The 22544-nt window shown below is 62.9% G+C and carries 25 protein-coding genes; 15 read left to right on the top strand and 10 right to left on the bottom strand.

What is annotated here, in order from left to right; all coding sequences use genetic code 11:
- Window positions 1–91: 91 nt before the first annotated feature.
- The 5 genes from GJR96_RS01510 to GJR96_RS01490 all read right to left on the bottom strand — a co-directional run bounded on the left by GJR96_RS01510 (window position 92) and on the right by GJR96_RS01490 (window position 3830).
- Window positions 92–1306, bottom strand: coding sequence for an MFS transporter (locus tag GJR96_RS01510; protein ID WP_151161317.1), 1215 nt, complete (start codon window positions 1304–1306; stop codon window positions 92–94).
- A gap of 144 nt (window positions 1307–1450) precedes the next feature.
- Entirely contained in the window at window positions 1451–1855 is a 405-nt protein-coding gene (locus GJR96_RS01505) for a TRAM domain-containing protein (RefSeq protein ID WP_058572674.1), read from the bottom strand.
- Between the two features lie 65 nt (window positions 1856–1920).
- Window positions 1921–2586: a YkgJ family cysteine cluster protein gene (locus tag GJR96_RS01500; RefSeq protein WP_151161316.1), complete on the bottom strand. Its 666-nt coding sequence runs from the start codon at window positions 2584–2586 to the stop codon at window positions 1921–1923.
- Between the two features lie 79 nt (window positions 2587–2665).
- Window positions 2666–3448, bottom strand: a complete 783-nt coding sequence (locus tag GJR96_RS01495) for an MBL fold metallo-hydrolase (protein ID WP_151161315.1) — start codon at window positions 3446–3448, stop codon at window positions 2666–2668.
- A gap of 109 nt (window positions 3449–3557) precedes the next feature.
- The gene (locus GJR96_RS01490; RefSeq protein ID WP_058572677.1) at window positions 3558–3830 is read right to left on the bottom strand and encodes a winged helix-turn-helix domain-containing protein; all 273 of its coding nucleotides are present in this window, start codon (window positions 3828–3830) and stop codon (window positions 3558–3560) included.
- Between the two features lie 257 nt (window positions 3831–4087).
- Between GJR96_RS01490 and GJR96_RS01485 the strand changes: the two genes are divergently transcribed.
- Both GJR96_RS01485 and GJR96_RS01480 read left to right on the top strand, forming a co-directional pair.
- On the top strand, window positions 4088–4846 hold the full coding sequence (locus tag GJR96_RS01485; protein WP_191965790.1) for a class I SAM-dependent methyltransferase: 759 nt from the start codon (window positions 4088–4090) through the stop codon (window positions 4844–4846).
- 80 nt (window positions 4847–4926) lie between these two features.
- Window positions 4927–5829, top strand: a complete 903-nt coding sequence (locus GJR96_RS01480) for a glycosyltransferase family 2 protein (RefSeq protein ID WP_151161313.1) — start codon at window positions 4927–4929, stop codon at window positions 5827–5829.
- Window positions 5830–5864: 35 nt separating this feature from the next.
- On the opposite strand, the gene GJR96_RS01475 is transcribed toward GJR96_RS01480, so the two are convergent.
- Window positions 5865–6689 (bottom strand): amidohydrolase family protein, encoded by an 825-nt coding sequence (locus GJR96_RS01475; protein ID WP_151161312.1) that lies wholly within the window; start codon window positions 6687–6689, stop codon window positions 5865–5867.
- A gap of 141 nt (window positions 6690–6830) precedes the next feature.
- On the opposite strand from GJR96_RS01475, the gene GJR96_RS01470 reads away from it, so the two are divergent.
- The 4 genes from GJR96_RS01470 (at window position 6831) to GJR96_RS01455 (ending at window position 9830) form a co-directional block, all read left to right on the top strand.
- Window positions 6831–7472 carry a helix-turn-helix domain-containing protein gene (locus tag GJR96_RS01470; protein WP_151161311.1) on the top strand — a complete coding sequence of 214 codons (642 nt, stop codon included), beginning with the start codon at window positions 6831–6833 and terminating at the stop codon, window positions 7470–7472.
- Between the two features lie 60 nt (window positions 7473–7532).
- Window positions 7533–7814 (top strand): HalOD1 output domain-containing protein, encoded by a 282-nt coding sequence (locus GJR96_RS01465; RefSeq protein ID WP_151161310.1) that lies wholly within the window; start codon window positions 7533–7535, stop codon window positions 7812–7814.
- A 138-nt stretch (window positions 7815–7952) separates the two neighbouring features.
- Window positions 7953–9515, top strand: a complete 1563-nt coding sequence (thsA, locus tag GJR96_RS01460) for a thermosome subunit alpha (RefSeq protein ID WP_151161309.1) — start codon at window positions 7953–7955, stop codon at window positions 9513–9515.
- 171 nt (window positions 9516–9686) lie between these two features.
- Window positions 9687–9830, top strand: a complete 144-nt coding sequence (locus GJR96_RS01455) for a hypothetical protein (RefSeq protein ID WP_154326157.1) — start codon at window positions 9687–9689, stop codon at window positions 9828–9830.
- Window positions 9831–9845: 15 nt separating this feature from the next.
- Here GJR96_RS01455 and GJR96_RS01450 read toward each other — a convergent pair whose 3' ends face one another.
- The 3 genes from GJR96_RS01450 to GJR96_RS01440 are packed head-to-tail and all read right to left on the bottom strand — an operon-like array spanning window position 9846 to window position 11801.
- Window positions 9846–10466 (bottom strand): trimeric intracellular cation channel family protein, encoded by a 621-nt coding sequence (locus tag GJR96_RS01450; RefSeq protein ID WP_151161308.1) that lies wholly within the window; start codon window positions 10464–10466, stop codon window positions 9846–9848.
- Window positions 10466–11248, bottom strand: coding sequence for an SAM hydrolase/SAM-dependent halogenase family protein (locus GJR96_RS01445; protein WP_151161307.1), 783 nt, complete (start codon window positions 11246–11248; stop codon window positions 10466–10468). The genes GJR96_RS01450 and GJR96_RS01445 overlap by 1 nt, the downstream gene beginning before the upstream one ends.
- Before the next feature lies 1 nt (window position 11249).
- Window positions 11250–11801, bottom strand: a complete 552-nt coding sequence (locus tag GJR96_RS01440) for a nicotinamide-nucleotide adenylyltransferase (RefSeq protein ID WP_151161306.1) — start codon at window positions 11799–11801, stop codon at window positions 11250–11252.
- 169 nt (window positions 11802–11970) lie between these two features.
- On the opposite strand from GJR96_RS01440, the gene lonB reads away from it, so the two are divergent.
- From lonB to GJR96_RS01425, 3 genes are all read left to right on the top strand, one after another.
- Complete coding sequence (gene lonB / locus GJR96_RS01435; protein WP_151161305.1) at window positions 11971–14052, top strand: ATP-dependent protease LonB; 2082 nt, start codon at window positions 11971–11973, stop codon at window positions 14050–14052.
- A 6-nt stretch (window positions 14053–14058) separates the two neighbouring features.
- Complete coding sequence (locus tag GJR96_RS01430) at window positions 14059–14907, top strand: CPBP family intramembrane glutamic endopeptidase (protein WP_151161304.1); 849 nt, start codon at window positions 14059–14061, stop codon at window positions 14905–14907.
- A 68-nt stretch (window positions 14908–14975) separates the two neighbouring features.
- Window positions 14976–15314, top strand: a complete 339-nt coding sequence (locus tag GJR96_RS01425) for a hypothetical protein (RefSeq protein ID WP_151161303.1) — start codon at window positions 14976–14978, stop codon at window positions 15312–15314.
- Window positions 15315–15373: 59 nt separating this feature from the next.
- On the opposite strand, the gene GJR96_RS01420 is transcribed toward GJR96_RS01425, so the two are convergent.
- Window positions 15374–15829 (bottom strand): MGMT family protein, encoded by a 456-nt coding sequence (locus GJR96_RS01420; RefSeq protein WP_151161302.1) that lies wholly within the window; start codon window positions 15827–15829, stop codon window positions 15374–15376.
- A 163-nt stretch (window positions 15830–15992) separates the two neighbouring features.
- Here GJR96_RS01420 and trpC point away from each other — a divergent pair, with 163 nt between their 5' ends.
- From trpC to GJR96_RS01390, 6 genes are all read left to right on the top strand, one after another.
- Window positions 15993–16754, top strand: a complete 762-nt coding sequence (gene trpC / locus GJR96_RS01415; RefSeq protein ID WP_151161301.1) for an indole-3-glycerol phosphate synthase — start codon at window positions 15993–15995, stop codon at window positions 16752–16754.
- Window positions 16751–18013 carry a tryptophan synthase subunit beta gene (gene trpB / locus GJR96_RS01410; RefSeq protein WP_151161300.1) on the top strand — a complete coding sequence of 421 codons (1263 nt, stop codon included), beginning with the start codon at window positions 16751–16753 and terminating at the stop codon, window positions 18011–18013. The genes trpC and trpB overlap by 4 nt, the downstream gene beginning before the upstream one ends.
- Window positions 18013–18846, top strand: coding sequence for a tryptophan synthase subunit alpha (gene trpA / locus GJR96_RS01405; protein WP_151161299.1), 834 nt, complete (start codon window positions 18013–18015; stop codon window positions 18844–18846). Before trpB ends, trpA begins: the two co-directional genes overlap by 1 nt.
- Before the next feature lie 24 nt (window positions 18847–18870).
- A complete protein-coding gene (locus GJR96_RS01400; RefSeq protein WP_151161298.1) occupies window positions 18871–19671 on the top strand; it encodes a 2-amino-3,7-dideoxy-D-threo-hept-6-ulosonate synthase in 801 nt (266 codons plus the stop codon).
- A 99-nt stretch (window positions 19672–19770) separates the two neighbouring features.
- Entirely contained in the window at window positions 19771–20190 is a 420-nt protein-coding gene (locus GJR96_RS01395; RefSeq protein WP_151161297.1) for a methylated-DNA--[protein]-cysteine S-methyltransferase, read from the top strand.
- 1161 nt (window positions 20191–21351) lie between these two features.
- Window positions 21352–22527 (top strand): 3-dehydroquinate synthase II, encoded by a 1176-nt coding sequence (locus GJR96_RS01390; RefSeq protein WP_151161296.1) that lies wholly within the window; start codon window positions 21352–21354, stop codon window positions 22525–22527.
- The last annotated feature ends 17 nt before the right edge of the window (window positions 22528–22544 follow it).

The raw sequence follows: 22544 nt of genomic DNA, 5'->3' as shown, positions 1-22544 counted from the left end.
GTGTTCACGTGCAAGCGTGCTCTCTCATTCACTCGAAACCGTGGTGGGTCGTTCACTTGCAATCGTGGTCTGTCACACTCGGACTGTCCCCTTAGTCCGAGTTAGACGCACCACTGTGCGTGCCCTGGGCCGTCGACTCCCCTATCGGTCGAACCGGTGACGTTGCAAGCCAGAGGAGTCCAGCGACGCCGGCGACGGAGAGCCCTGCCCACGGGAGAAACTGAATGGGGCCACGGACGTTCGCAACCTCCCCGCCGACGACGTTGGCGAGACCACTCGACGTGGAGAGGACCATCGACGCGCCCGAGAGGGCGGTTGCTCGCCCGACGTCGCCGAGTCGGTCGTTGAGGTACTGGTTGCGAAGTGGCGCGATGACGACGCGGGTGCTCCGGTAGAGAAAGAGCATCGGCACCAGAAATAGTGGGGTGAGCGCGACGCTCGCGTACGCGACAGCGAAGACGGGAACGAGGAGCGCGAACGTCCCGCGAACGCCGAGTCGTTCTTCGAGCACTCCGACCGTCGATGCGGCACCCGCGGAGACGATTTTGAACCCGGCGTACAGCACCCCTAAGCCGGCGACTGAGACGCCGAGCGTATCGAGCGCCGGTTGCTCGAACGTCCGCGTCATCCCGAAGAGACCGTTGAACAGTGCGGCGTACGCGACCATCCATCGAACTGCCGGACGCTTCGCCTGCACGCGGAGCATCCGTATCGCTTCCCGGACCGTGAACACCGACTCCTCGGCGTCTCCACCGACTGCCGGAAGTGTGTAGAGTATCGGAATGCCGGCCGCGGCGAGGCCAGCGTTGACGACGAACGGAAGTGACGGGTCGACACCGTAGAGGACGCCACCGGCGATGGCCGTCACTGCCGAGGTGACGAGGAGACCCGTGCTGCCACGACCCTCGATGCGAGCGTATTCGGACTCGTCGAAGTGCCGTTTGAGGAGTTCGTAGAGCCACGCGTTCTGTGTCCCAGAGCGGAAGGCCCACCCGAACGCCCAGACGACTTTCACCACGAGGTAGGCGATGGGTGAGGACGCGACGACGAGACCGACCATCGCGGAGGCACGGAGCGTGTTTCCGACCGCGAGGCTCGCACGCCGGCCGATTCTGTCCCCGAGATACCCAGACGGAATCTCCGCGACGACCATCCCGAAGAGGAACGCGGCCTGTGTGACGCCGATGAACGCCAGGTCGAACCCCTGATGCTGGAGGTAGACGATACTCACGGGGAGATAGAACCCTGTCGCACCAGTGATGCGGTAGGCGTAGTACCGCCAAATGAGAGACCGTGAACGCCTCATAGTAACATCTTCGTCTGGGGGTGAAATGACTATTCCCAGTAATCTTCTTTTGTAAAATAAGCAACCAATATCCGACTAAACCGCGAGAGAGCGTCGTGATTTGGAGACGAGAGAGCGGCGTCGGTCAGAAAAAATCGTGCCGCGTTAGAAGTCGTCTTCGACGACTTCGCCGACTGCGAAGTTGGACTTGACCTCGGTGATTTCGACCTTCACGCGCTCACCGACGTCAGTTCCGGGAACGATGATGACGTACCCGCGTTCGACGCGAGCGATACCGTCACCTTGCTTGCCGATGTCTTCGATTTCCACGTAGCGAAGTTCACCGGTCTCGACCGGGGGTTGTGGTTCGGCGGACGGGGCGGGACCGCCGCTCGGTTCGGTTTCGACGGCTTCGTGTGCCTCGCGAGAGATGAGAGCGACGCGATACGTCTCGCCGGGGTCGATGGCCCCGGTCTCGACTTCGCGGCGAGGAATTTCGACGATATATCGGTCGTCCTCGGTGCGAACGTCAGCATTGAACAGACACAGGAGTTTATCTGAGATTTCCACCGTTAGACCTCCACTATGTGGTCAGTCCGAACTGTTAAAGATGTACCGCCGTCCCTGAGATTCAGCTATGGAGCCTCTGTCCCGTCTGGTCGTTTCGCGCCCTCGGAGTCGTGGACGACGACTTCACCCGGCCCGGTTTCGACCGGTTCGTAGACGTCGGAGACGGCGATTGCCTCGTGTATCTCGCGGACGGCACGTTCCTTGAGTGCCCGCGCTAATTCCTCTGCATCCGCTCGTGAGATGTCCCTGCCGAGGCCTTCACACTCGTGTGCGCGGACGACGCCTTCTTCGTCGACGGCGTCGCCCATCGGCTGACTCGTGCCCGCGACGGCGACGCTGAAGGGGTACGTCTCACAGATGAGTGGTCGGTCGTCGTGGACCTGACAGGCACCCAGTCCCGTCTCGTCTTCTTCGTAGAATCGACAATCGCCGCAGGCAGCCGTCTGGAGTGCCCACTCGAACGTCTCTCCTTCGGGACCGTCGTCGCCTTCGGTGAGTCCGTAGGGCATCGGTCTGGCGACGTCTCTCCAGTCGTAGCCTGTTGTCTCCTGAACCGTGCGCACTTCGTCCGGGAAGAAAGTCGCCGTGTGCGGTTCTCGGCCATCGTCGGTGTCGTACCCCTTGCAGCACGCGCCACAGCGTGTGCACTCGAAGCCAATCGACTCGATGGCGTCGGCCAGTTCCGACACGTCGAGGTCGCGGGCCTGTGCGAGTTCGGCTTCGAGGTCCATACTCGGTGTGCGGGCGCGAGCGTCAAGAGGCACGCGGTTCGGTCTGTGTGGCGCACCTGCCCGACCCCACAGAAGGCACTCAGACCGGTTCGACCCGCTGGGAAACTGGGTCCCAGCGGACGCGGCCACCGGCGGCGAGTTTCTCGATGTGGGCGACGACTGTCGCCCGAGCGAGGTCACGGACGGCAGAGATGTCCTTGTCGTACGCGGCGTCGGTCACGCTGTCGGGCGTCGTGTTCCCGGCGCGGATGGCGTCGAGCACCTTCTCTTCGCGGGCGTTGCGGTGGGCCACGAGGCGTTCGAGCGTCGCCCGCGCGTCGTCGATTTCGGGTCCGTGTCCGGGGAGGAGTCGCGCAGGGTCGTGCGCGTGGAGTCGTCTGAGCGCGACGAGGTACGCGCGCAGGTCGCCTTCGGGCGCCCCGACGACGACACTCCCCTCGGCGACTGCGAGGTCACCGGACAGGTAGTCGTCGCCGGCGACGAACGTCACGTGGTCGCGGGCGTGCCCCGGTGTGTCGAGAACCCGGACACCAGTTCCGACGGGGATTGTCGCTCCTTCGGTGAACGTCCGGTCCGGTTCGATGCCTGTGGCGTTCGAAAAGTCCACCTCACGGCCGCGACGACACCAGACTGTTGCCCCGGTTTCGCGGGCGTACGCGGCGACAGCACCGACGTGGTCGGGATGGGTGTGGGTGACGGCGACGTGGGTAACGTCGTGTTGTTCGACCAGTGAGTCGAGTTCGGCGGTCTGGGCCGCGGGGTCTACGAGGAGACATTCCGATTCGTCTGCGACGAGGTACGCGTTCGTCGCACCGCTCGGAGCGCGAGTCGAGACGGGAACCGAGACGCGCGTGACGTGCATGGAGGCGGCTAGGCTCGCGGGTGATTTAGCGGTTCGGCAGAAGTGGTGGCTTGGTCTGCGGGGTGTGCCCCCGCGGGCGGTAGTCGTCTACGGTACGTGGTCGGCGCGTCTACGTGTTGAGGAAGTAGACCTGTTTGCGCGCGTCCTTGAAGGAGTAGCGCGAACCGACGAGGTCCGACTCTTCGAGACGGTTGAGTGCGTAGCGGACAGTCCGGTCGGGAAGCAGCGACTCCTCCGCGAGTTGGCCCTGCGAGAGCGGTGCATCGCTCTCGAGAACTTTGGCGACGAGCTTCGCGCTCGGTGGCAGTTCGCGGAGTCTCTCTCGGAACTCGGCCTCCGAGAGTAAGTCGTCAGTATCAGGCTCTGCAGTAGTGGTGCTCATACCTGTGACAGCAGGTTCCTCTGTGTTAAGAGTTAGCTTCAAGTGTGACAAAACAATGCAGACACCTTATACACATATTATCTCTCTTCGTCTGTGTAAAACGTCAGTTTCTCGGCATCAGATGTCGCCCCACACCCCGGTATGTTGGCACATACCACGACACAGGCTCTATAGACCGACGTATATCCCTGTACCGCACCCGATACCCGACGCATATCCAGTACCGTTTTACCATCGCCCCCGCGAGTATGCGTAGCGTGAAAGGAAAGGAGTGGTACCAGGCCGACGAGGTCGCCCAGGAGTACGACTCGAAGCGGTTCTCCAAGGGTGGTCGGCTCATCGACCGGCGTGAAAAAGAGGCAGTCCTCGCGGCACTCGGCCCTGTCGAGGACAAGAATATCCTCGAAATCGCTTGTGGGACCGGTCGGTTCACCGTGATGCTCGCTCGAGAGGGAGCGAACGTCGTCGGACTGGACATCTCACGGGCGATGATGGTACAGGGGCGGGAAAAAGCCCGAAGCGCGGGCGTCGCAGACCGAATCGAGTTCCTCCGCGGCGACGCTGCACGGCTTCCATTCCCAGACGACCACTTCGACGCAGTGTTCGCGATGCGCTTTTTCCACCTCGCGGATACACCGGCGAAGTTCCTCGCAGAGATGGCGCGTGTCTCGAAGGGACAGGTGTTCTTCGACACGTTCAACGACCAGAGTCTTCGCGTCGCGTACAACTGGTTGCTCCCCATGGGGTCTCGACTCTACTCCGAATCGGAGGTCACCAGACTGCTCAACGACGCGGGACTCGAACTCACGGATGCGAAACACGACTTCGTCGTCCCGTTCGGGTTCTACCGGAAGGTGCCGAACGGCATCGCACGACCGTTCCGGTCGCTCGACCTCACGGTGGGTAACTCACCGGTCGGCGACGACATCGCGTCTGTCTCGTACTGGAACGCGCACGTCCCCGGCGCTGTCGATGCAGAGTCCCGTGCGACGACGCGTGCGAGCGACGCCGAGTGAGACCACGCGTCGCTGTCTCACGATACACTTTCCCACGGTTCTCGATTCACATTTAAGTACGTCCACCGCAAGTGTTCGGTATGGACCTCTCGGTTGTGCTCCCGACCCTCAACGGTCGGGACCGTCTCGTCACCAGCCTCGACGCGCTGGCCGAGTACGCCCCCGACGCCGAGGTTATCGTCGTCAACGGCCCGTCGGCCGACGGAACGACCGGGATGGTGAGAGAGCGCGACGACGTCGACGTTCTGGTCGAGATTTCTGACCGGAACCTCAACGTCGCACGCAACGCAGGTATCGAAGTCGCGAGCGGCGACGTTGTCGCCCTCCTCAGATACGACCTCTCTGTCGAACCGTCGTGGCTCGCGGCGCTCGAAGACGCTATCGACGACGCGGACGTCGTCACCGGGCCGTTGCACCAGACGCTCCGAAACGGGATGACGACCGAATCTCTCGAAGAAAATACGATTGCTGGACGCGAGGTAACCTACTTCAACGGTGGCAACGTCGCGTTCCGCCGCACCATCATCGATGCACTGGACGGGTTCGACGAGTACCTCCAGACGGGTGGGGCCCGAGACGCGGCCCATCGAATCGCCAGCCTCGACCGAACTGTCGCGTGGGCACCGGAGATGTGTGTCCGCCGTGAATTCGAGGCCGATGGCGGTATCTCGGAGCGCGATTGGGGGTGGAAATATCGGGCTTTGACCTATCGTCTCGTGAAGAACTACGGACTTCGACCCGCCGCAATCGAACGGACCGCGAAGCACGCCATCTCAGACGGCGTCGAAGCAGCGTTCGGCGTCCTCAAAGGCGACGTGACGCCATCTGGGTGGGTCGGAACCGGACGTGACGTCATCACCGGCATCGCGACGGGTACGTCCGACGGGATGGTCGCCCGTGCACGTGACCGCTCTCGCTCCCGGAATCCGCACGGATGTTCTACCCGCGCAGACCGCGCAGTCGCCCGATACGACTGGCGGTGACCTGTCTGTCCTGAGTCCCGACAGCGACTCGTCGGTTACGTCTCTCCCGGGGCGAGCGCTGCGATTACGCGGGCCGCATTCTTCGAGAACGCGCGCGCCAGTGCGTCTTCCGACACGTCGAGTGTCAGAATCTCCATGACGCCGACGTTCGGGTGCGTCTCGGGCGCACCGCTCCCGAAGAGGACGCGGTCTGGATGTTCGAGGAGTGCCCGTTCGAGGACGCTCCGGTAGCGGACGAAACTCGTGTCGAGGTACAGGTCGTCGTGGTCGTCGAGCAAGTCGATAGACTGGTGCATCAGGTCTTGGTCGAGTGGATACCCGCCGAAACTCGAGAGAATCACGGGGAACCTCCCCAAGAGCGACTCCGCGACGGCCGTCGGTTCGAACGACTGGCCACCAGTGACGAACACCGGGAGACCGACGTCTTCCAGCATGGAGAGCGTCGCTTCGTCGGGCAGACCATCGACCGCCGGGGCGAGACAGAATCCGTGGAATCGGTCGTCGTAGGCGTACTGCTCCACGTCGTCCGGGTCGGTGTGGAAGTCCTTCCGCGACGACGTGAGGTTTCGGAGGCGCGCCGACGTTCGCCCACTCGAGTCGCGCGGACCGTTGACGCGGGCGAACGCGAGGAACGGCCTGTCGACGCTCATCCGTGCCACGGCGTTGTTCGGTCGTAGATAACTCTGGTCGCCCGGTTGTGCCCCCGGAGAGACGATTGCTCGGACGACGCCCGCCTGATGCAGTTCGCGCTCTAATCGCTCGGGGCTAATCTCACGCCCGCGCGTCGCAATCGACTGCTTGTCCGGGTCGAGTCGCGCGTTCACGTCGACCACCCTGAACCCGTGTTCCAACTCCAGCATTGTCGAGGTGTCACACGTGCCCGTCAAATAGGTTGTAGAATCGCGTGCGAGTCACAGTGAAACGTGACGTTCATTTCTTCTATACTGTCGAGAGAGAACCTAACGACGCAACTTTTTCACCTTCTCATTCCATCATTCGGTGTGTGTCTGATTGCAGAGGTTCTCGTTCCTCTCTCTGCCCTTCCGTTCGGTCGGTCGGTCGAAGAATACGATATCGAACTCGAACTGGAACAGACCATTCCACTCACGGATAGCGTGACATCGTTCGTCTGGGCACGTGGCCCCGACGCGTCGAACTTTCGTCCCGTCGTCGAAGCATCGGAGACACACGATGTCACACTCGTCGCGACGGTTCCGAACGGTGCACTCTACGGGTCTGACTGGGACCCGGGCACGAGCAGACTGTTCGCGGGACTGCCCGACCACGAGACGGTCCTCCTCGAATGTACGAGCACAGAGGAGTACTGGCGACTTCGCCTCCGGGTCCCCTCTCACAGCGTCCTCAGCGACCTCCGAATTCACTGGGCGAACAACGGTATCGAAGCAGAGTTCGACCAGATTACACCGCTCGCTGCCGACGAGGCACCATTAGGTGAGGGGTTGACCGACAGTCAGCGTGAGGCGCTTCTCCTCGCACTCGAACTGGGGTACTTCGACGACCATCGGCGAACGTCGCTCGACGAACTCGGTGAGGAACTCGACATCTCACGGCAGGCAGTCGCGGCACGTCTCCGTCGGGCGTATCGGACGCTCGCAGAGCGAATTCGAGACGAGTCGCCCTGAATACGACGGGTTACATAATCAACCCACACTCATACGTACCAGACTGCCGTTCGGGGGAGTATGGACGACCAGCGCAATCAGGATGCTGGGTCCGTGGTAACCATCTCCGCCGACCGATACGAAGAGGTAGCCGTTGCAATTACCTCCGCAGTCGCGACGGCATCAGAACTCAGCCCACTCGAACTCCCTCCGCTTGGAGATATCGGCGTGGACCCTGAGGCCCTCGACGCATTATTTGAGTCCTCCCACGACCCCTCTCGACGTCTCACATTTACCTATGCCGGCCTCCTCGTCTCGTTGTTCGGCGACGGGACGATTACGGTGAGTCCAACAGAGGAGTGACTCCCCCGGATTCGACACCCGATAACCTCCCCGCCGAACGCCGCCCTGTCGTGCGATTTCCTAGCGCACCTCCCGACGAAAGATATTTATAGAACTGCAATCGTTGATAGCGCTTGAGGTTTCAACATGGCTTCACGAATGCAGCAACCACTATACATTCTCGCAGAGGGGACGAGCCGAACACGCGGCCGTTCCGCACAGGACTCGAACATCCGCGCCGGGAAGGCCGTCGCCGAGGCTGTACGCACCACGCTCGGCCCGCGCGGGATGGACAAGATGCTCGTCGACTCGTCGGGCGACGTCGTCATCACGAACGACGGGGCGACCATCCTCGAGAAGATGGACATCGAGCACCCCGCCGCCCAGATGATTGTCGAAGTGTCCCAGACGCAAGAAGAAGAAGTCGGTGACGGAACGACCACCGCCGCCGTCCTCACGGGCGAACTGCTCGCCCACGCCGAGGACCTCCTCGACTCCGACCTCCACCCGACGGTCATCGTCGAAGGATACACCGAGGCCGCTCGCATCGCACAGGAAGCGGTCGACGACATGCTCCTCGACGTTGACCTCGACGACGACCTGCTCCAGAAAGTCGCCGAGTCTTCGATGACGGGCAAGGGAACCGGCGACATCACTGCCGATGTCCTCGCGAAGCACGTCGTCAAGGGCGTCCGGATGGTCCACGAAGACGCTGACGAGAAGTTCCACCGCGAAGACGTGCGCGTCATGACTCGCACGGGTGCGTCCTCCTCGGCAACCGAACTCGTCGAAGGCGTCGTCCTCGACAAAGAACCCGTCAACGAGAACATGCCCCGCGCCGTCGAAGACGCGACTGTCGCCGTCCTCGATATGAAACTCGACGTTCGCAAGAGCGAGGTCGACACCGAGTACAACATCACCTCTGTCGACCAACTCACCGCCGCCATCGACGCCGAAGACCGCGAACTCCGCGGCTACTCGAAGGCCCTGAAGGACGCCGGTGTCGACGTCGTGTTCTGCACAAAGTCCATCGACGACCGTGTCGCTGGCTTCCTCGCCGACGCCGGCATCCTCGCGTTCAAGAGCGTGAAGAAGTCCGACGCTCGTGCCCTCGCCCGTGCGACTGGCGCGAAGCGTCTCGGGTCGCTCACCGACATCGAGGAGTCCGACCTCGGGCACGTCGACTCTGTCAGCATCCGCAAGTTCGGCGACGACGAACTCACCTTCGTCGAGGGCGGTGCCGCGGCCAAGGCCGTGACGCTGTTCCTCCGCGGCGGCACCGAGCACGTCGTCGACGAACTCGAACGCGCCATCAACGACTCTATCGACGTGGTCGTCGCCGCCATCGACATGGGTGGTGTCGTCCCCGGGGCGGGTGCGACAGAAATCGCAATCGCAGACCGTATCCGGTCTGAAGCCGCCGGCATCGAGGGCCGCAAGCAACTCGCCGTCGAGGCGTACGCCGACGCCGTCGAGGCCCTCCCGCGCACGCTCGCAGAGAACACGGGCATGGACCCAATCGACGCACTCGTCGACCTGCGCGCCCGCTACGAGAAGGAAGGCATCGCCGGCATCATCTCGACCGGCCGTGCGGGCGAAATCGGTGACCCCGTCGAACACGGTGTCATCGACCCTGTGGCCGTCAAGCGCGAAGCCATCGAGTCCGCGACGGAAGCCGCGACGATGATCGTCCGCATCGACGACGTCATCGCTGCCAAGTAAGTCGTCCCACACGACTGCCCAGTACAGCGAACCGACAGCATCCCACGCTGTCGGGCCACTTCGTGTCGCTTTTCGGCGTTCTATTCACGCACATCCGACTGTGTCTTGCAGCGGACAATATGACATCTGAACAATATATTCAACTGGCAGGAGCGTCGAACAGGACGCACCATGTCCGACAAGGTCGGACTCCCAGAAGCCGTCTCGATGGCACTCGCCGTCGTGGTCGTCGGGGTGGAACTCCTCTACTTCGAACGCGAACCGATTGCGAGCGAAGTGAAGGCCGTCGAACGACGCGTCGAAGAGAACGTGTGACTCTCGACAGCCAATTCACACCTGTGGTAATCGCCACTCGTATCTGAGTGCGAGCATCCGCACCGTGAACACGAGTGCGGCGCACAACCCTGACGGAATCCCTGCCGGTGCGCCGACGGCGCGTGCACCGAGGAACGCGATTCCACCGAGGACTGCCGGCGTCGCGTAGAAGTCGTCGCGGAGGACGACCGGAACCCGCCCGATGAGGATGTCAGCGATAGACCCGCCACCGACGGCCGTGATTGTGGCGAGGATGACGATGCCGAACGGTGAGACACCCGCTTGGACACCAACGAGTGCACCTGTCGCGGCGAACGCCGAGAGGCCGATGGCGTCCGACGTCAAGAACGCCGGGTGGTCGCGGACTTGCCCGTGAAGCGAGTGGATGAGGACGAGTGCGAGACCAACACCGACGAGTGCGACGCTCATCTCTCCGACCACGGCCAACGACGCCGGCAATCGGTCGACGAGTACGTCTCGGGTCGTCCCGCCGCCGAGGGCAGTGACCACGCCGAGGACCGCGACGCCGAAGATGTCGAGACCTGCGTCTGCGGCTTTGAGTGCGCCCGCGATGGCGAACGCCAGCAATCCCACGACGTTCATCACCGCGAAGGGATCGACGTCGGCGACGACCATCACGCGACCCGAATCCGTACTGTGTCGCCCGGTTCGAGGCCGAACGCCTCGTCCCCGCGGCCGTGGTTCACGTCACACTCGATGTTCCCGTGACTCCCAACCGTGACGAGTCGCTCACCGCGCGCGACTGCCTCGAACGTGTGGCCGACGGGTGTGGTCTCGCCGTTCACTTCGACGGCGTCGTGGTCGCGGACGAAGGTTCCCGGAAGGTTTGTGATACAGTTGCCGAAGTCGTCGACGACGAGGACTTCGCCGGTTGCCACCGTACCGTCATCGGCGATATCGGGGACCGGGAACTGGAGGTCGGTGAGTGACCCGGTCGGGATTGCCTCGAATCGGTCGATGGTATCGAGCGAATCGGGACCGACCTCGTGTGCGTCTGCTGCGGCGGGGGCGAACACGTCGCGGCCGTGGAACGTCGTGGACGCGGGGTCGGAGACGCGAATTTCGTAGGCATCCATCGGGGGGTCTCCACCGAATTCGTCGGCGATGCGTCGTGCTGGGGGCCGGAGCACGCCGTTGTCGGGGCCGACGAGGACGTGGTCGCCGACGCGGACGACGACTGCTCGGCGGTCGGTTCCGACACCGGGGTCGACGACAACGAGGTGAACCGCAGGGGGGAAGTACGGAAGCGTCTCGCGAAGCCAGAATGCCGCCGCACGAACGTCCTGTCGCGGCAGGTCGTGTGCGACGTCGACGAGTCGAGCGTCGCTCCGTGAGAGGATGACGCCCTTCATCGCGGCGGGGTACGCCGACCCGAAGTCAGACGCGAGGGTAATCATCTCAACAGGGATTCGGGTCGTCTTGGCCGCCGGTTCGCGGACGTTCGGAGCGGTCGGTGTCGGTGATGTGCTGGATGCGTTCGATACCACCGATTTCGTGGACAACGTCGGCGACTTCGTCGGGAACGAGCGACTCCCAATCGCGGTCTTCTATCATCCGCTGGCGGACTTCGGTTCCCTCCAACACGTCGCGGTTGAACATGGGCGACTGTCGAACTTCGACGCCCGCCTCTTTGAACAGTTGGATGACGAGTGGGTTGTTCGAGTAGGCGACTTCGAACGCCGGCGACATCGATTGGACGTGGCTGACCCAGACAGAGTTCCGGTCGAGGTCCTCGATGGGAACCGCGTACGTCGTGATGTCGAAATCCGAGACGGCCTTGTTGACCATCATGATTCGCTCGCCTGCCGTGAACGGGTTCCGCGGCGAGTGCGAGTCGCCGGCGGACCCGATACCGAGGACGAGTTCGTCGACCTCGGAGGCAATCTCTTCGACCATTCTGTGGTGGCCGTTGTGGTACGGTTGGAAACGGCCGATGTAGAACCCCCGCATCGGTCGGGCGTTGGGTCGGATTACTTATAAATACGCCGAGTCGACGTGAATCCGGTATTCTGGTGGTAGGGGCGTCGAAACCCGACGATACGGCAAGGTGCACACGATGCAACCGGGGAGAAAGTATATCAGGCGCAGGGCCTACATTAGAAGTAGCGACGACAGTTCTATGAGTAACGATACGAATACCGACGACAGCCTCCCGGAGCAGGAGGACTCGCCCGCCGAGACCCCGTTTGACGGGGATATCGACGACGGGTCGGGTCTCCAGCGCGAGGAGGCCGAAGAGGTCGATAAGAAGACTATCGACGACCTCGGGAGTGACGTCGAGATCGAGGCCGACGTGGCCGACGACGTGGACGAAGACGACCTGCTCGGGGGACTCCAGATAGATACCTCCGAAGAGATTTCTGTCCCAGACCGCCTCGTTGACCAGGTCATCGGACAGGAACACGCCCGCGACGTCATCATGAAGGCGGCCAAACAGCGCCGCCACGTCATGATGATTGGCTCCCCGGGGACGGGGAAGTCCATGCTCGCGAAGGCGATGTCTGAACTCCTTCCCCGTGAAGAGTTACAGGACGTTCTCGTCTACCACAACCCCGACGACGGCAACGCCCCGAAGGTCCGCACTGTCCCCGCGGGCAAGGGTGACCAGATTGTCGAGGCCCACAAAGAAGAGGCACGCAAGCGCAACCAGATGCGCTCGTTCCTCATGTGGATCATCATCGCAGTCGTGCTGGGCTACTCCCTCATCATCGCTCAGCAGGTCCTCCTGGGTATCCTCGCTGCGGGTATCATCTATCTTGCATTCCGCTATGGTTCCCGCGGCAGCGACGCGATGGTTCCGAACCTCATCGTGAACAACGCCGACCAGAAGGCCGCGCCGTTCCAGGACGCGACCGGTGCCCACGCGGGTGCTCTGCTCGGTGACGTGCGTCACGACCCCTTCCAGTCCGGTGGGATGGAGACGCCGAGCCACGACCGTGTGGAACCCGGTGCCATCCACAAGGCCAACAAGGGTGTCCTGTTCATCGACGAGATAAACACCCTCGACGTGCGCAGTCAGCAGCACCTGATGACGGCGATTCAGGAAGGCGAGTTCGGCATCACCGGCCAGTCCGAGCGTTCCTCGGGTGCGATGGTCCAGACCGAACCCGTCCCGACCGACTTCATCATGATTGCGGCGGGTAACCTCGACGCGATGGAGAACATGCACCCTGCACTCCGTTCCCGTATCAAAGGGTACGGGTACGAGGTGTACATGGACGACACCATCGAGGACTCCCCCGAGATGCGCCGCAAGTACGCACGCTTCGTGGCGCAGGAAGTCTCGAACGACGGTCGTCTCCCGCACTTCACCGAAGAGGCAATCGAGGAGGTCATCCTCGAAGCTCGTCGGCGTGCCGGACGCAAGGGTCACCTGACCCTCGAATTCCGTAACCTCGGTGGACTGGTCCGCGTCGCAGGCGACATCGCCCGCGGCGAGAACGCGGAGTTCACCACCCGTGACCACGTGCTGCAGGCCAAGCGCCGTGCGCGCTCCATCGAGCAGCAGATTGCCGACCAGTACATCCAGCGCCGCAAGGACTACGAACTCTCGGTCAACGACGGGTTCGTCACCGGCCGCGTCAACGGTCTCGCCGTCATGGGCGAGGACTCCGGTATCATGCTCCCCGTGATGGCAGAAGTCACGCCGTCGCAGGGTCCGGGTCGCGTCATCGCGACGGGCCAACTCAAGGAGATGGCCGAAGAGTCCGTCCAGAACGTCTCGGCCATCATCAAGAAGTTCTCTAACCAGGACCTCTCCGAGATGGACGTGCACGTGCAGTTCGTCCAGACCGGCCAGCAAGGTGTCGACGGTGACTCTGCGTCCATTACGGTCGCGACCGCCGTCATCTCCGCGCTGGAAGACATCCCCATCGACCAGTCGGTCGCCATGACCGGTTCGCTGTCGGTGCGCGGTGACGTGCTTCCCGTCGGCGGTGTCACCCACAAAATCGAAGCCGCCGCGAAGGCTGGCTGTGACACGGTCATCATCCCTGCCGCCAACGAGCAGGACGTGATGATCGAAGACGAGTACAAGGAGATGATCGAAATCATCCCCGTCTCGCACATCAGCGAGGTTCTCGAAGTCGCCCTCGAAGGCGAACCCGAGAAGGATTCGCTCGTCGACCGTCTCAAGAGCATCACTGGCTCGGCCCTCAACAAGGGCAAGGGTGTCGGCCCCTCGAGCCCCAGCCCGCAGTAACGCGGGATGACCGACTGGGCGGCGTTTACGGGCTTCGCTGGCCTCGTTCTCGTCGTCCTCCTCTCTTTCGCATACGTCTCACGAGGCGTCCCTCACGGAGACGGTGCATCGGTTTCTTTCGACGACCAACCTACTCGAGAGGCGTCACCAGACGCGTCCGACTACGGCACCCCCGACGACGATAGACTGGCCTCGCCAGCGATTCACGAGACCATCGTCGACGGGGTACCGTCCGCACCGGTGGTCCCGACACCCGACTCGGCGGCCGTGTCTTCTGACCTCCCGACCCACCTTCTCATCGCCAACGTCGCCGTCTCGCAGGCCCTCTTGGGTACGTTCTTGGCACTCGGTGCGTGGTACGCTGAAATCCCGACGGCGGCCCTCGGCATCGCTGCTGGCGACGTTCCGACGAAAATCGGTGTTGGACTCGCCCTCGGAGTCGGCCTGTACGCGGCGAATCGGGTCGGGTCGTCGCTCAGTCGGCAGTTCGGTTTCACCCCCGACGAAGCACTCCGGGAGTCGCTCACGCCCGAAACGAGGGGCGGGTGGGCGTTGTTGCTCTTCGTCGCCCTGCCACTCATCGCCGGGTTCGAAGAACTGCTGTTCCGGGGGGCACTCGTCGGTGCAGTCGCCGTCGGATTCGACGTGTCGCCGTGGCTGATGGCGGCCGTGTCGTCGGCGGCGTTCGGTGCCGGACACAGTGCACAGGGCCGACTCGGTATCGTCGTCACCGGTCTCCTCGGGTTCGTCCTCGCGGCGGCGTTCGTCCTTACGGGGAGCCTTCTCGTCGTCGTCGTAGCTCACTATCTGGTGAACGCGCTGGAGTTCGTGGGCAACGAACTCTTCGGCTGGTAGTCATCGACTGAATTTTCCCGGCCCCTCCGCGGGGATGCGTTCAAGTGTGCAGGCCACACGTATCCAGTATGGACATCGACACGAGGGTGTTGACGCAGGCGGGACTCATCGGCTATCTCGTCCTCGTCGTCGCATCGCTACTCACGGGGAACCCGACGCTACAGTTCGCGGCAGACGCCGCGTTCGGTATCGTCGCTGTCCTCCTCGGCATCGTCACGCTCCAGATTCCGGTGAGTGGGCAGTTGAAGTACATCGCCGGTGGCGGCTTTCTGCTCGCCGGTATCGCGCAGTTCGTGGAACTGGCGACGGGCCTCCAGTCGATTGCACTCGCGAGTACGCTGTTCCTCCTCGCCGGCCTGCTTGGCTACCTCGCACTTCGGCGGCAGACCGACGCGGCACCGTTCTAACTGCTGTCTATCGCTCTCTGAGACGACATCTGTGTGGGGGAGGGTGAGACGCTCTCGGCTTAGAGTCCTTCTGCGCGGCGGAGTGCGTCGGCAACGTCGTTGGGGGCGGCACTCGGGCCATCTCGAATGCGGTGGTCGGGGATGACGACGGGAATCGGATTCGCCGCGAGTGCCCGCCGGGCCGTCTGTTTCGACTCGTCGTCTTCGGGGTCTAATCCGGCCATCCGAACGAGGAGTCCGAGGTCGATGGTCTCGCCTCGGGGGGCGTTTCGGACTGCTTCGAGCACCCGTCGCTGGTCCGTGGGGACAGTGAGGCCGATTGGAATCCCGGAGAGGTCCACCTCCGCTCCGTCTATCGCGTCGAGAACCGCATCCAGATGTGCGTTGTCGTGTTCGGCGTCGTCGGGGATTTCGTCCGGGAACGAGACACTGATGAGTTTCCCACTGACGACGCCGACCTGTACCACTCGGTCCAGCACCGGCGATTCGCGAGCGTAGATTCCAGAGACGTCCATGTATTCGGGTGTTCACGCTGGACGCTTGACCCTTCCGGCGAGTCCTCGTTCTGTCGGCCTGCAGTCTGCCGATTTTCTCGCCACACGTGCGCGTACGCGAGAGACGGTGAGTGTCCCCGCCGACGCAAGTCTTATGTACAGATGCGTCCGTTAGTGTACATCAATGAACGCTAGCGGAGACGAATTAGCTCCCGAAGTGCGTGCCATCGTAGACGCCGCACGGGAGCGACCAGGCGGCGACACGCGCGTCTCGGTCGATGCGCGGTCGTTCCCCGACGCCGTCGAGCAGACGGTGGCCGACGGTCGAATCCCGGTCATCGCCGAGGTAAAACCGACCAGTCCGACGACCGAGGGTGTCCGCGACGACGACCCGGTCGAACTGGCCCGCGAGATGGTCACCGGCGGGGCGACAGCCCTGTCTGTCCTCACCGAACCCGACCACTTTGGGGGGACGACCGACTCGCTTCGCCGTATTCGTGACGCGGTGGACGTTCCAGTCCTCCGGAAGGACTTCGTCGTGCGCGAGGAACAACTCGATACAGTCGAATCTGACCTCGTACTTCTCATCGCTCGGTTCGTCGATGAGGACCTCTCAGACCTCGTCGAAGCGGCCCGCGAACGCGGGTTCCAACCCCTCGTCGAAGTCCACACCCGGGACGAACTCGTCGCGGCCCTCGCGGCGGGTGCGGATATCGTCGGAATCAACAACCGTGACCTCGGCAGACTCGACGTCGACCTCGGAACGTTCGAAGCACTCGCTCCCGAAGTCCCCGACGACGTACTCCTCGTCGCAGAGAGTGGCGTGAAGACGACAGACGACGTTCGACGGATGCGCGAGGCGGGAGCCGATGCACTCCTCGTCGGGACGGCCATCATGGACGGCGACGTGCGACAGAACACACACACCCTCTCCACACCGACATGAGTACAGACGGAAAATTCGGCGACTACGGCGGACAGTACGTTCCCGAGGCACTGATGCCGGCCATCGAGGAACTGGAAGACGCGTACGAACGGTACGTCCTGGGCAACGAAGACGGGTTCATGGACGAGTTCCGCACGCGACTGCGGGAGTTCGGCGGGCGACCCACGCCGCTCCAGCGTGCAGACCGTCTCTCTGACCGGTACGACCGTGAGGTGTACCTCAAGCGCGAGGACCTCGTCCACGGCGGGGCCCACAAACTCAACAACGCCCTCGGGCAGGTCTTGCTCGCGAAGTACATGGGGAAAGACCGCATCATCGCCGAGACGGGTGCCGGCCAGCACGGGACGGCGACGGCGATGGCGTGCGCGCACCTCGACATGCCCTGTGAAATCTACATGGGCAAACGCGACATCAACCGCCAGCGCCCCAACGTCTTCCGGATGAAGCTCAACGGCGCGGAGGTCAATCCGGTGACCGTCGGTCGCGGGACGCTCAAAGAGGCCATCTCGGAGACGATGCGCGACTGGGCGACGAACGTCGAAGACACCCACTACGTCATCGGGTCCGTCGTCGGCCCCCACCCGTTCCCGAGTATGGTTCGTGATTTCCAGTCGGTCATCTCCGAGGAAGCGCGGACACAGGCCCGCGAGAAGATGGGTCGACTCCCTGACTCGGTCCTCGCGTGCGCCGGCGGCGGGTCGAACACGATGGGTGCGTTCGCCGAGTTCGTCGACGACGACGAGACTGCGCTCTACGCCGTCGAGGCGGGCGGGTCGACGCTCGACGTCGACGAAGACGCCGGCGTCGCCCCCAACTCCGCGTCCCTCACGACCGGGAGCGAGGGCATCCTGCACGGCGCTCGTACCACCATCTTACAGGACCACGACGGTCAGATTATGGAGTCGCACTCCATCTCGTCCGGCCTCGACTACGCCGGTGTCGGCCCGGAACTCGCCTACCTCGTCGATACCGGTCGTGTCACGGCGGTCAACGTCGGCGACGACGACGCCTTGACTGCGTTCCATCGCCTCTCACAGATGGAGGGAATCATCCCTGCGCTGGAGACGGCACACGCCTTCGGCTACCTCGAACGCGTGGCAGGCCCGGACGCGACGGGTGAACACGACGGCCTCGGTGAGTTCGTCGTCGTCAACGTCTCCGGACGCGGCGACAAGGACCTCGAATCGGCCATCGAAGAGACGTACGAGCGTGATATCGACATTGCGCCGAACATGGACGAATTCACGGGGGGCCTGTGATGTCGCTGGAAGACGCTTTCGCCGACGGCCCCGCGTTCATCCCGTACCTCGCCGCTGGCGACCCGGACTACGAGTCGTCGCTCGAATACGTCGAAGCACTCGAACGCGGCGGCGCGGACATCATCGAACTCGGTCTCCCATTCTCCGAACCAATCGCGGAGGGGCCGACCATCCAGAACGCCGTCGTTCGGTCGCTCGAAGGCGGCATGACGCCGACGCGGTTCTTCGAGTTCGTCGAAGACCTCGACGTGTCGGTGCCACTGGTCTGTATGACCTACTACAACCTCATCTACCGCTACGGGGACGACCACGGGCCACGGCCATTCGTCGAGAAAGCGGCCTCCGTGGGAATTGAAGGATTTGTCGTCCCCGACCTGCCCGCCGAGGAGTCCGGTCCTCTGCGTGAGGCGTGTGACGAGTTCGGCCTCGACCTGGTGTTCATCGTCGCGCCGACGACGCGCGGGGAACGCCTCGAACGCATGATGGAGCAAGTGTCTGGCTACGTCTACGTGCAGGCCCGTCTCGGAACGACCGGTGCCCAGACGGACGTGTCCGACCAGACTGGTGCGTCCCTCGACCGACTGGCCGGATACGACGTACCCAAGGCCGTCGGGTTCGGAATCAGTAGCGGTGAACACGCACAGCGAATCGTCCGAAGCGGTGCCGACGGTATCATCGTCGGAAGTGCCCTCGTCGACATCGTGGCGCAGGGCCACGAAGCCGGTGACGACTCCGAAACCGTCGCAGACCGCCTCGAAACGCTCGCCCGCGAACTCAAAGACGGAGCAGTGGCGGGTGCCTCGCAACGCCCACCGCATCCGGAACGCACATAACTACTCTGCCACCCTTTCTCATACATGAACACTGACGTTGGAATCTCGGCACGACTCGAACGCATCTCCACAGGCGGACGATACCTCATCGTCCCGATGGACCACGGTATCACACTCGGCCCGGTCAAAGGCCTGGTGGACATCGAATCGACAATCGACAGCATCACACGCGGCGGCGCGGACGCCGTCCTCACACACAAGGGGACAGCACCCCGCGTACACCCCAACAAGAACGGCAAAGGATACATCGTCCACGTCAACGGCTCGACGGTCATCGGTCCGGACGAAGAAGACAAACGCCTCACCGGGACCGTCGAAGACGCCCTCCGCGTCGGTGCGGACGCCGTCTCGTTCCACATCAACGTCGGGTCGGAGTACGAACCCGACCAGATGACGCAACTCGCGAATCTCTGTTCTCGCGCCGCCGACTTCGGTGTCCCCGTTCTCGCAATGGCGTACGCCCGCGGCCCCGGTATCGACGAGAAGGACCCCGAGAGCCTCGCCCACGCCGTCCGACTCGCCGAGGAAGTCGGTGCAGACGTCGTCAAGACGGCCTACAGCGGCGACGCGGAGTCCTTCAGTCGCGTCGTCGAGGCGACGCGCCTCCCAGTCGTCATCGCCGGCGGCAGTCGCGGCACCGACCGTGAGACGGTCGAGATGGTCCGCGGAACGATGGACGCCGGTGCTGCCGGCGTCTCGATGGGTCGGTCCATCTTCCAGCACGACGACCCCGAAGCAATCACGCGTGCCGTGAGTGCAGTCATCCACGACGACGCCGACGTGGAGACAGCACTCGAACGCGCAGGCCTCGGTATCGAAGCCTAACCTCTCTTTTCGACCTTCAGCGACGGGCCACGATTTCGTGGACGCGACCCGTTTCGAGCAGACGCTACACATAGATGGGTCGGACACGAAGGACGACTGATGCACGTCACGATGTGGGGATTCGACGTGGAACTCGACGAGGAACGTATCGGGGGCGCACTAGACGACCTACGGGCGCAACTTGCGGAGTACGAACGGGGTGAGCGACAGACGTTCGACGCCGAGGTCCAGATTCCAGACACGTTCACCGGCGAAGTCATGAAGGCGATGCTGGCGATTCCCTACGGCGAGACGCGGACCTACGGCGAGATTGCGGCCGAACTCGACAGTCACCCAGTCGCAGTTGGACAGGCGTGCGGTCGGAATCCGGTTCCACTGGTCGTCCCGTGTCATCGCGTCGTCGGGGCAGACTCACTCGGTGGGTTCTCCGCTGCTGGTGGTGTCGATTTGAAGCAGGCGTTGCTCACTCACGAGTCAACAGACGACCCAGAGCAAACGGGACTCGACGCTTTCTGCTGAACTGGTCGACCCGATACCGTTCGGTCGCTGAGTCTGTGTTTTCTCGAGACTGGCGCGAGTAGCACGTGCGCTCTCTTCTCGACCAGCCGAGAGGCCGTGGGTCCCGCCGACACACCGATTTCATATCGCACTATTTGATTTATCCCTGCCCCCGGAGAACCACGACTACCACCGTTGGGGCCGCTATCCAGCACATGCGGGCCGACTAGTCACTCACGCCACGGAATCCTTCGGTGGGCCGTAGAACTCGTGCCCTGCTCTCAGTTCAAGTGGACGTCGTGATTCGGTAGTCGAACGTCTCTCAGGGCGGTGTCTCGACACTCGCGCGGTGACGACACGAACTGTCGTCGTGTTCGTCGACGAAGGTCGTCGGAACAAGGGCCATCGCGGTTGTGCCCGTGGAGGTCGCTTCGGTAGTCGTGGCTCAGTGCACGACAGATGTTGTACAACGAGACTGGTACTCGCGAATATCCGCCGACGGTAGGTCCTTCGGCTTCGACTGCAACGACTGTGACTCAGTCTCCCCCTTCGCTTTTCCTGAAAGACGAGGGGCTACGAACGATGGACACACCTCCGGTACCGCTGTTCGGTGTCGAATCACGTCCGGACCGGGCGACGACCGATGGGGCGTGAGGTCAGGAAACAGTCCGAACTCGTCTACACCCCTGAATTGCGACGTCTGGATGTGCCTCTTCCGTGCGTCTACCCTCGGGGTCGAGCATCGAATGACGTGCTCCAGAAGTAACTGACACTCACACAGGCTCCGGGTAACGGGGCAACCTACTCGAAGCACCGAGTGATGTCTCGGGTCGTCTCTCACTCCTCGGTTGGGACACGGAGTGACACACCCCGACGCCAGGAGAACCCTGCATCACTTCGGACACTGTGGCCCGGTTTTCGGGAGTCGTACTGCCCGACCTGTTGGTTTCGCGTGACTGGACCCCGGAAACTCGATGGCTCCGGGCACGGACGCGAACCTCTCCGTCGAACCCGAACGCTGTGGACAGTCCAAGTCGCCGTTCGTGTCCGAAATGGACGCTGTAAACCATATGATGCGATACCAAATTGGGAGTTCGACCAACTACCGAGTTTCCTCGAAACACCGTGCTGTCGGTTGATTCATCCGCCACGTTCAAGCCCGCCGACCGAGTTTGGTCGATAATGACACGAAGCGTCTGGCTCAAAGCCGACGATACGGTCGGCGACTGGGAGACGCGGAAGCGACGCATCACGGCAGGCCTCGAAGCGGGCGTCGACTGGGTCCTCGTCGACCAAGACGACGTCGAGAAGGTTCGCGAACTCGGTGACGTCAAGGTCGCCGCGTTCCGCACGGACGCCGACGTCCACGTGATGGAAGCAGAGGAAGACGACGAACCCGAACCACTCGCCGACGCGTACATCGTCGGGAAAGACGGCGAGGGTGACGGTACCGTCGACCTTCCGTCTGATTTCTCCGGGTCTGCGGACCTGACGACGCTCCGCCGCGGCGACGACCGGACCAATGGGTCGTACGTCCGCATCCTGAGCAAAGACTACGAAGCGTTCGCCGAGGAGGCCGCCCACGACGGTGACTACACCATCGTCGTCGGCGAAGACTGGACTATCATCCCGTTAGAGAACCTCATCGCGCGCATCGGTGACGAGACAGACCTCGTCGCGGGCGTGACGAGCGCAGACGAGGCGCAAGCCGCCTTCGAGACGCTCGAAATCGGTGCCGACGGCGTCCTCCTCGACAGCGACAACCCCGACGAAATCCGCCGAACCTGCGAGGTTCGCGACGAGGCCGAACGCGAGCGACTCGATTTGGTCTGGGCGGAAGTCGAAGAAGTAGAGCGCACAGGGATGGCAGACCGCGTCTGCGTCGATACCGGGTCGCTCATGGAACACGACGAGGGCATGCTCGTCGGGTCGATGTCTCGTGGTCTCTTCTTCGTCCACGCGGAGACGGCCGAATCACCGTACGTCGCTTCCCGCCCGTTCCGCGTCAACGCCGGTGCAGTCCACGCCTACGCGCGAACGCCGGACGGTGGAACGACGTATCTCTCCGAACTCGAAAGCGGCGACGAGGTCCAAATCGTGGACCAGAACGGTCACACCCGCGAGGCAATCGTCGGGCGCGTGAAGATAGAAAAGCGGCCGATGTTCCGCATCACTGCCGACTACGAGGGTGACCGAATCACGACGCTCCTCCAGAACGCCGAGACCATCAAGGTCCACACGCGAGACGGTCGGACTGCGGTCACGGACCTCGAAGCGGGCGACGAACTACTCATCTACTACGAAGACACGGCGCGACACTTCGGCGAAGCAGTCGAAGAGAGTATCATCGAGAAGTAGCGCTCGCCGACGGATTC

The organism is Haloferax litoreum (assembly GCF_009674605.1).
Classification (GTDB): domain Archaea; phylum Halobacteriota; class Halobacteria; order Halobacteriales; family Haloferacaceae; genus Haloferax; species Haloferax litoreum.
This window is presented reverse-complemented; position numbering and strand designations above follow the sequence as displayed.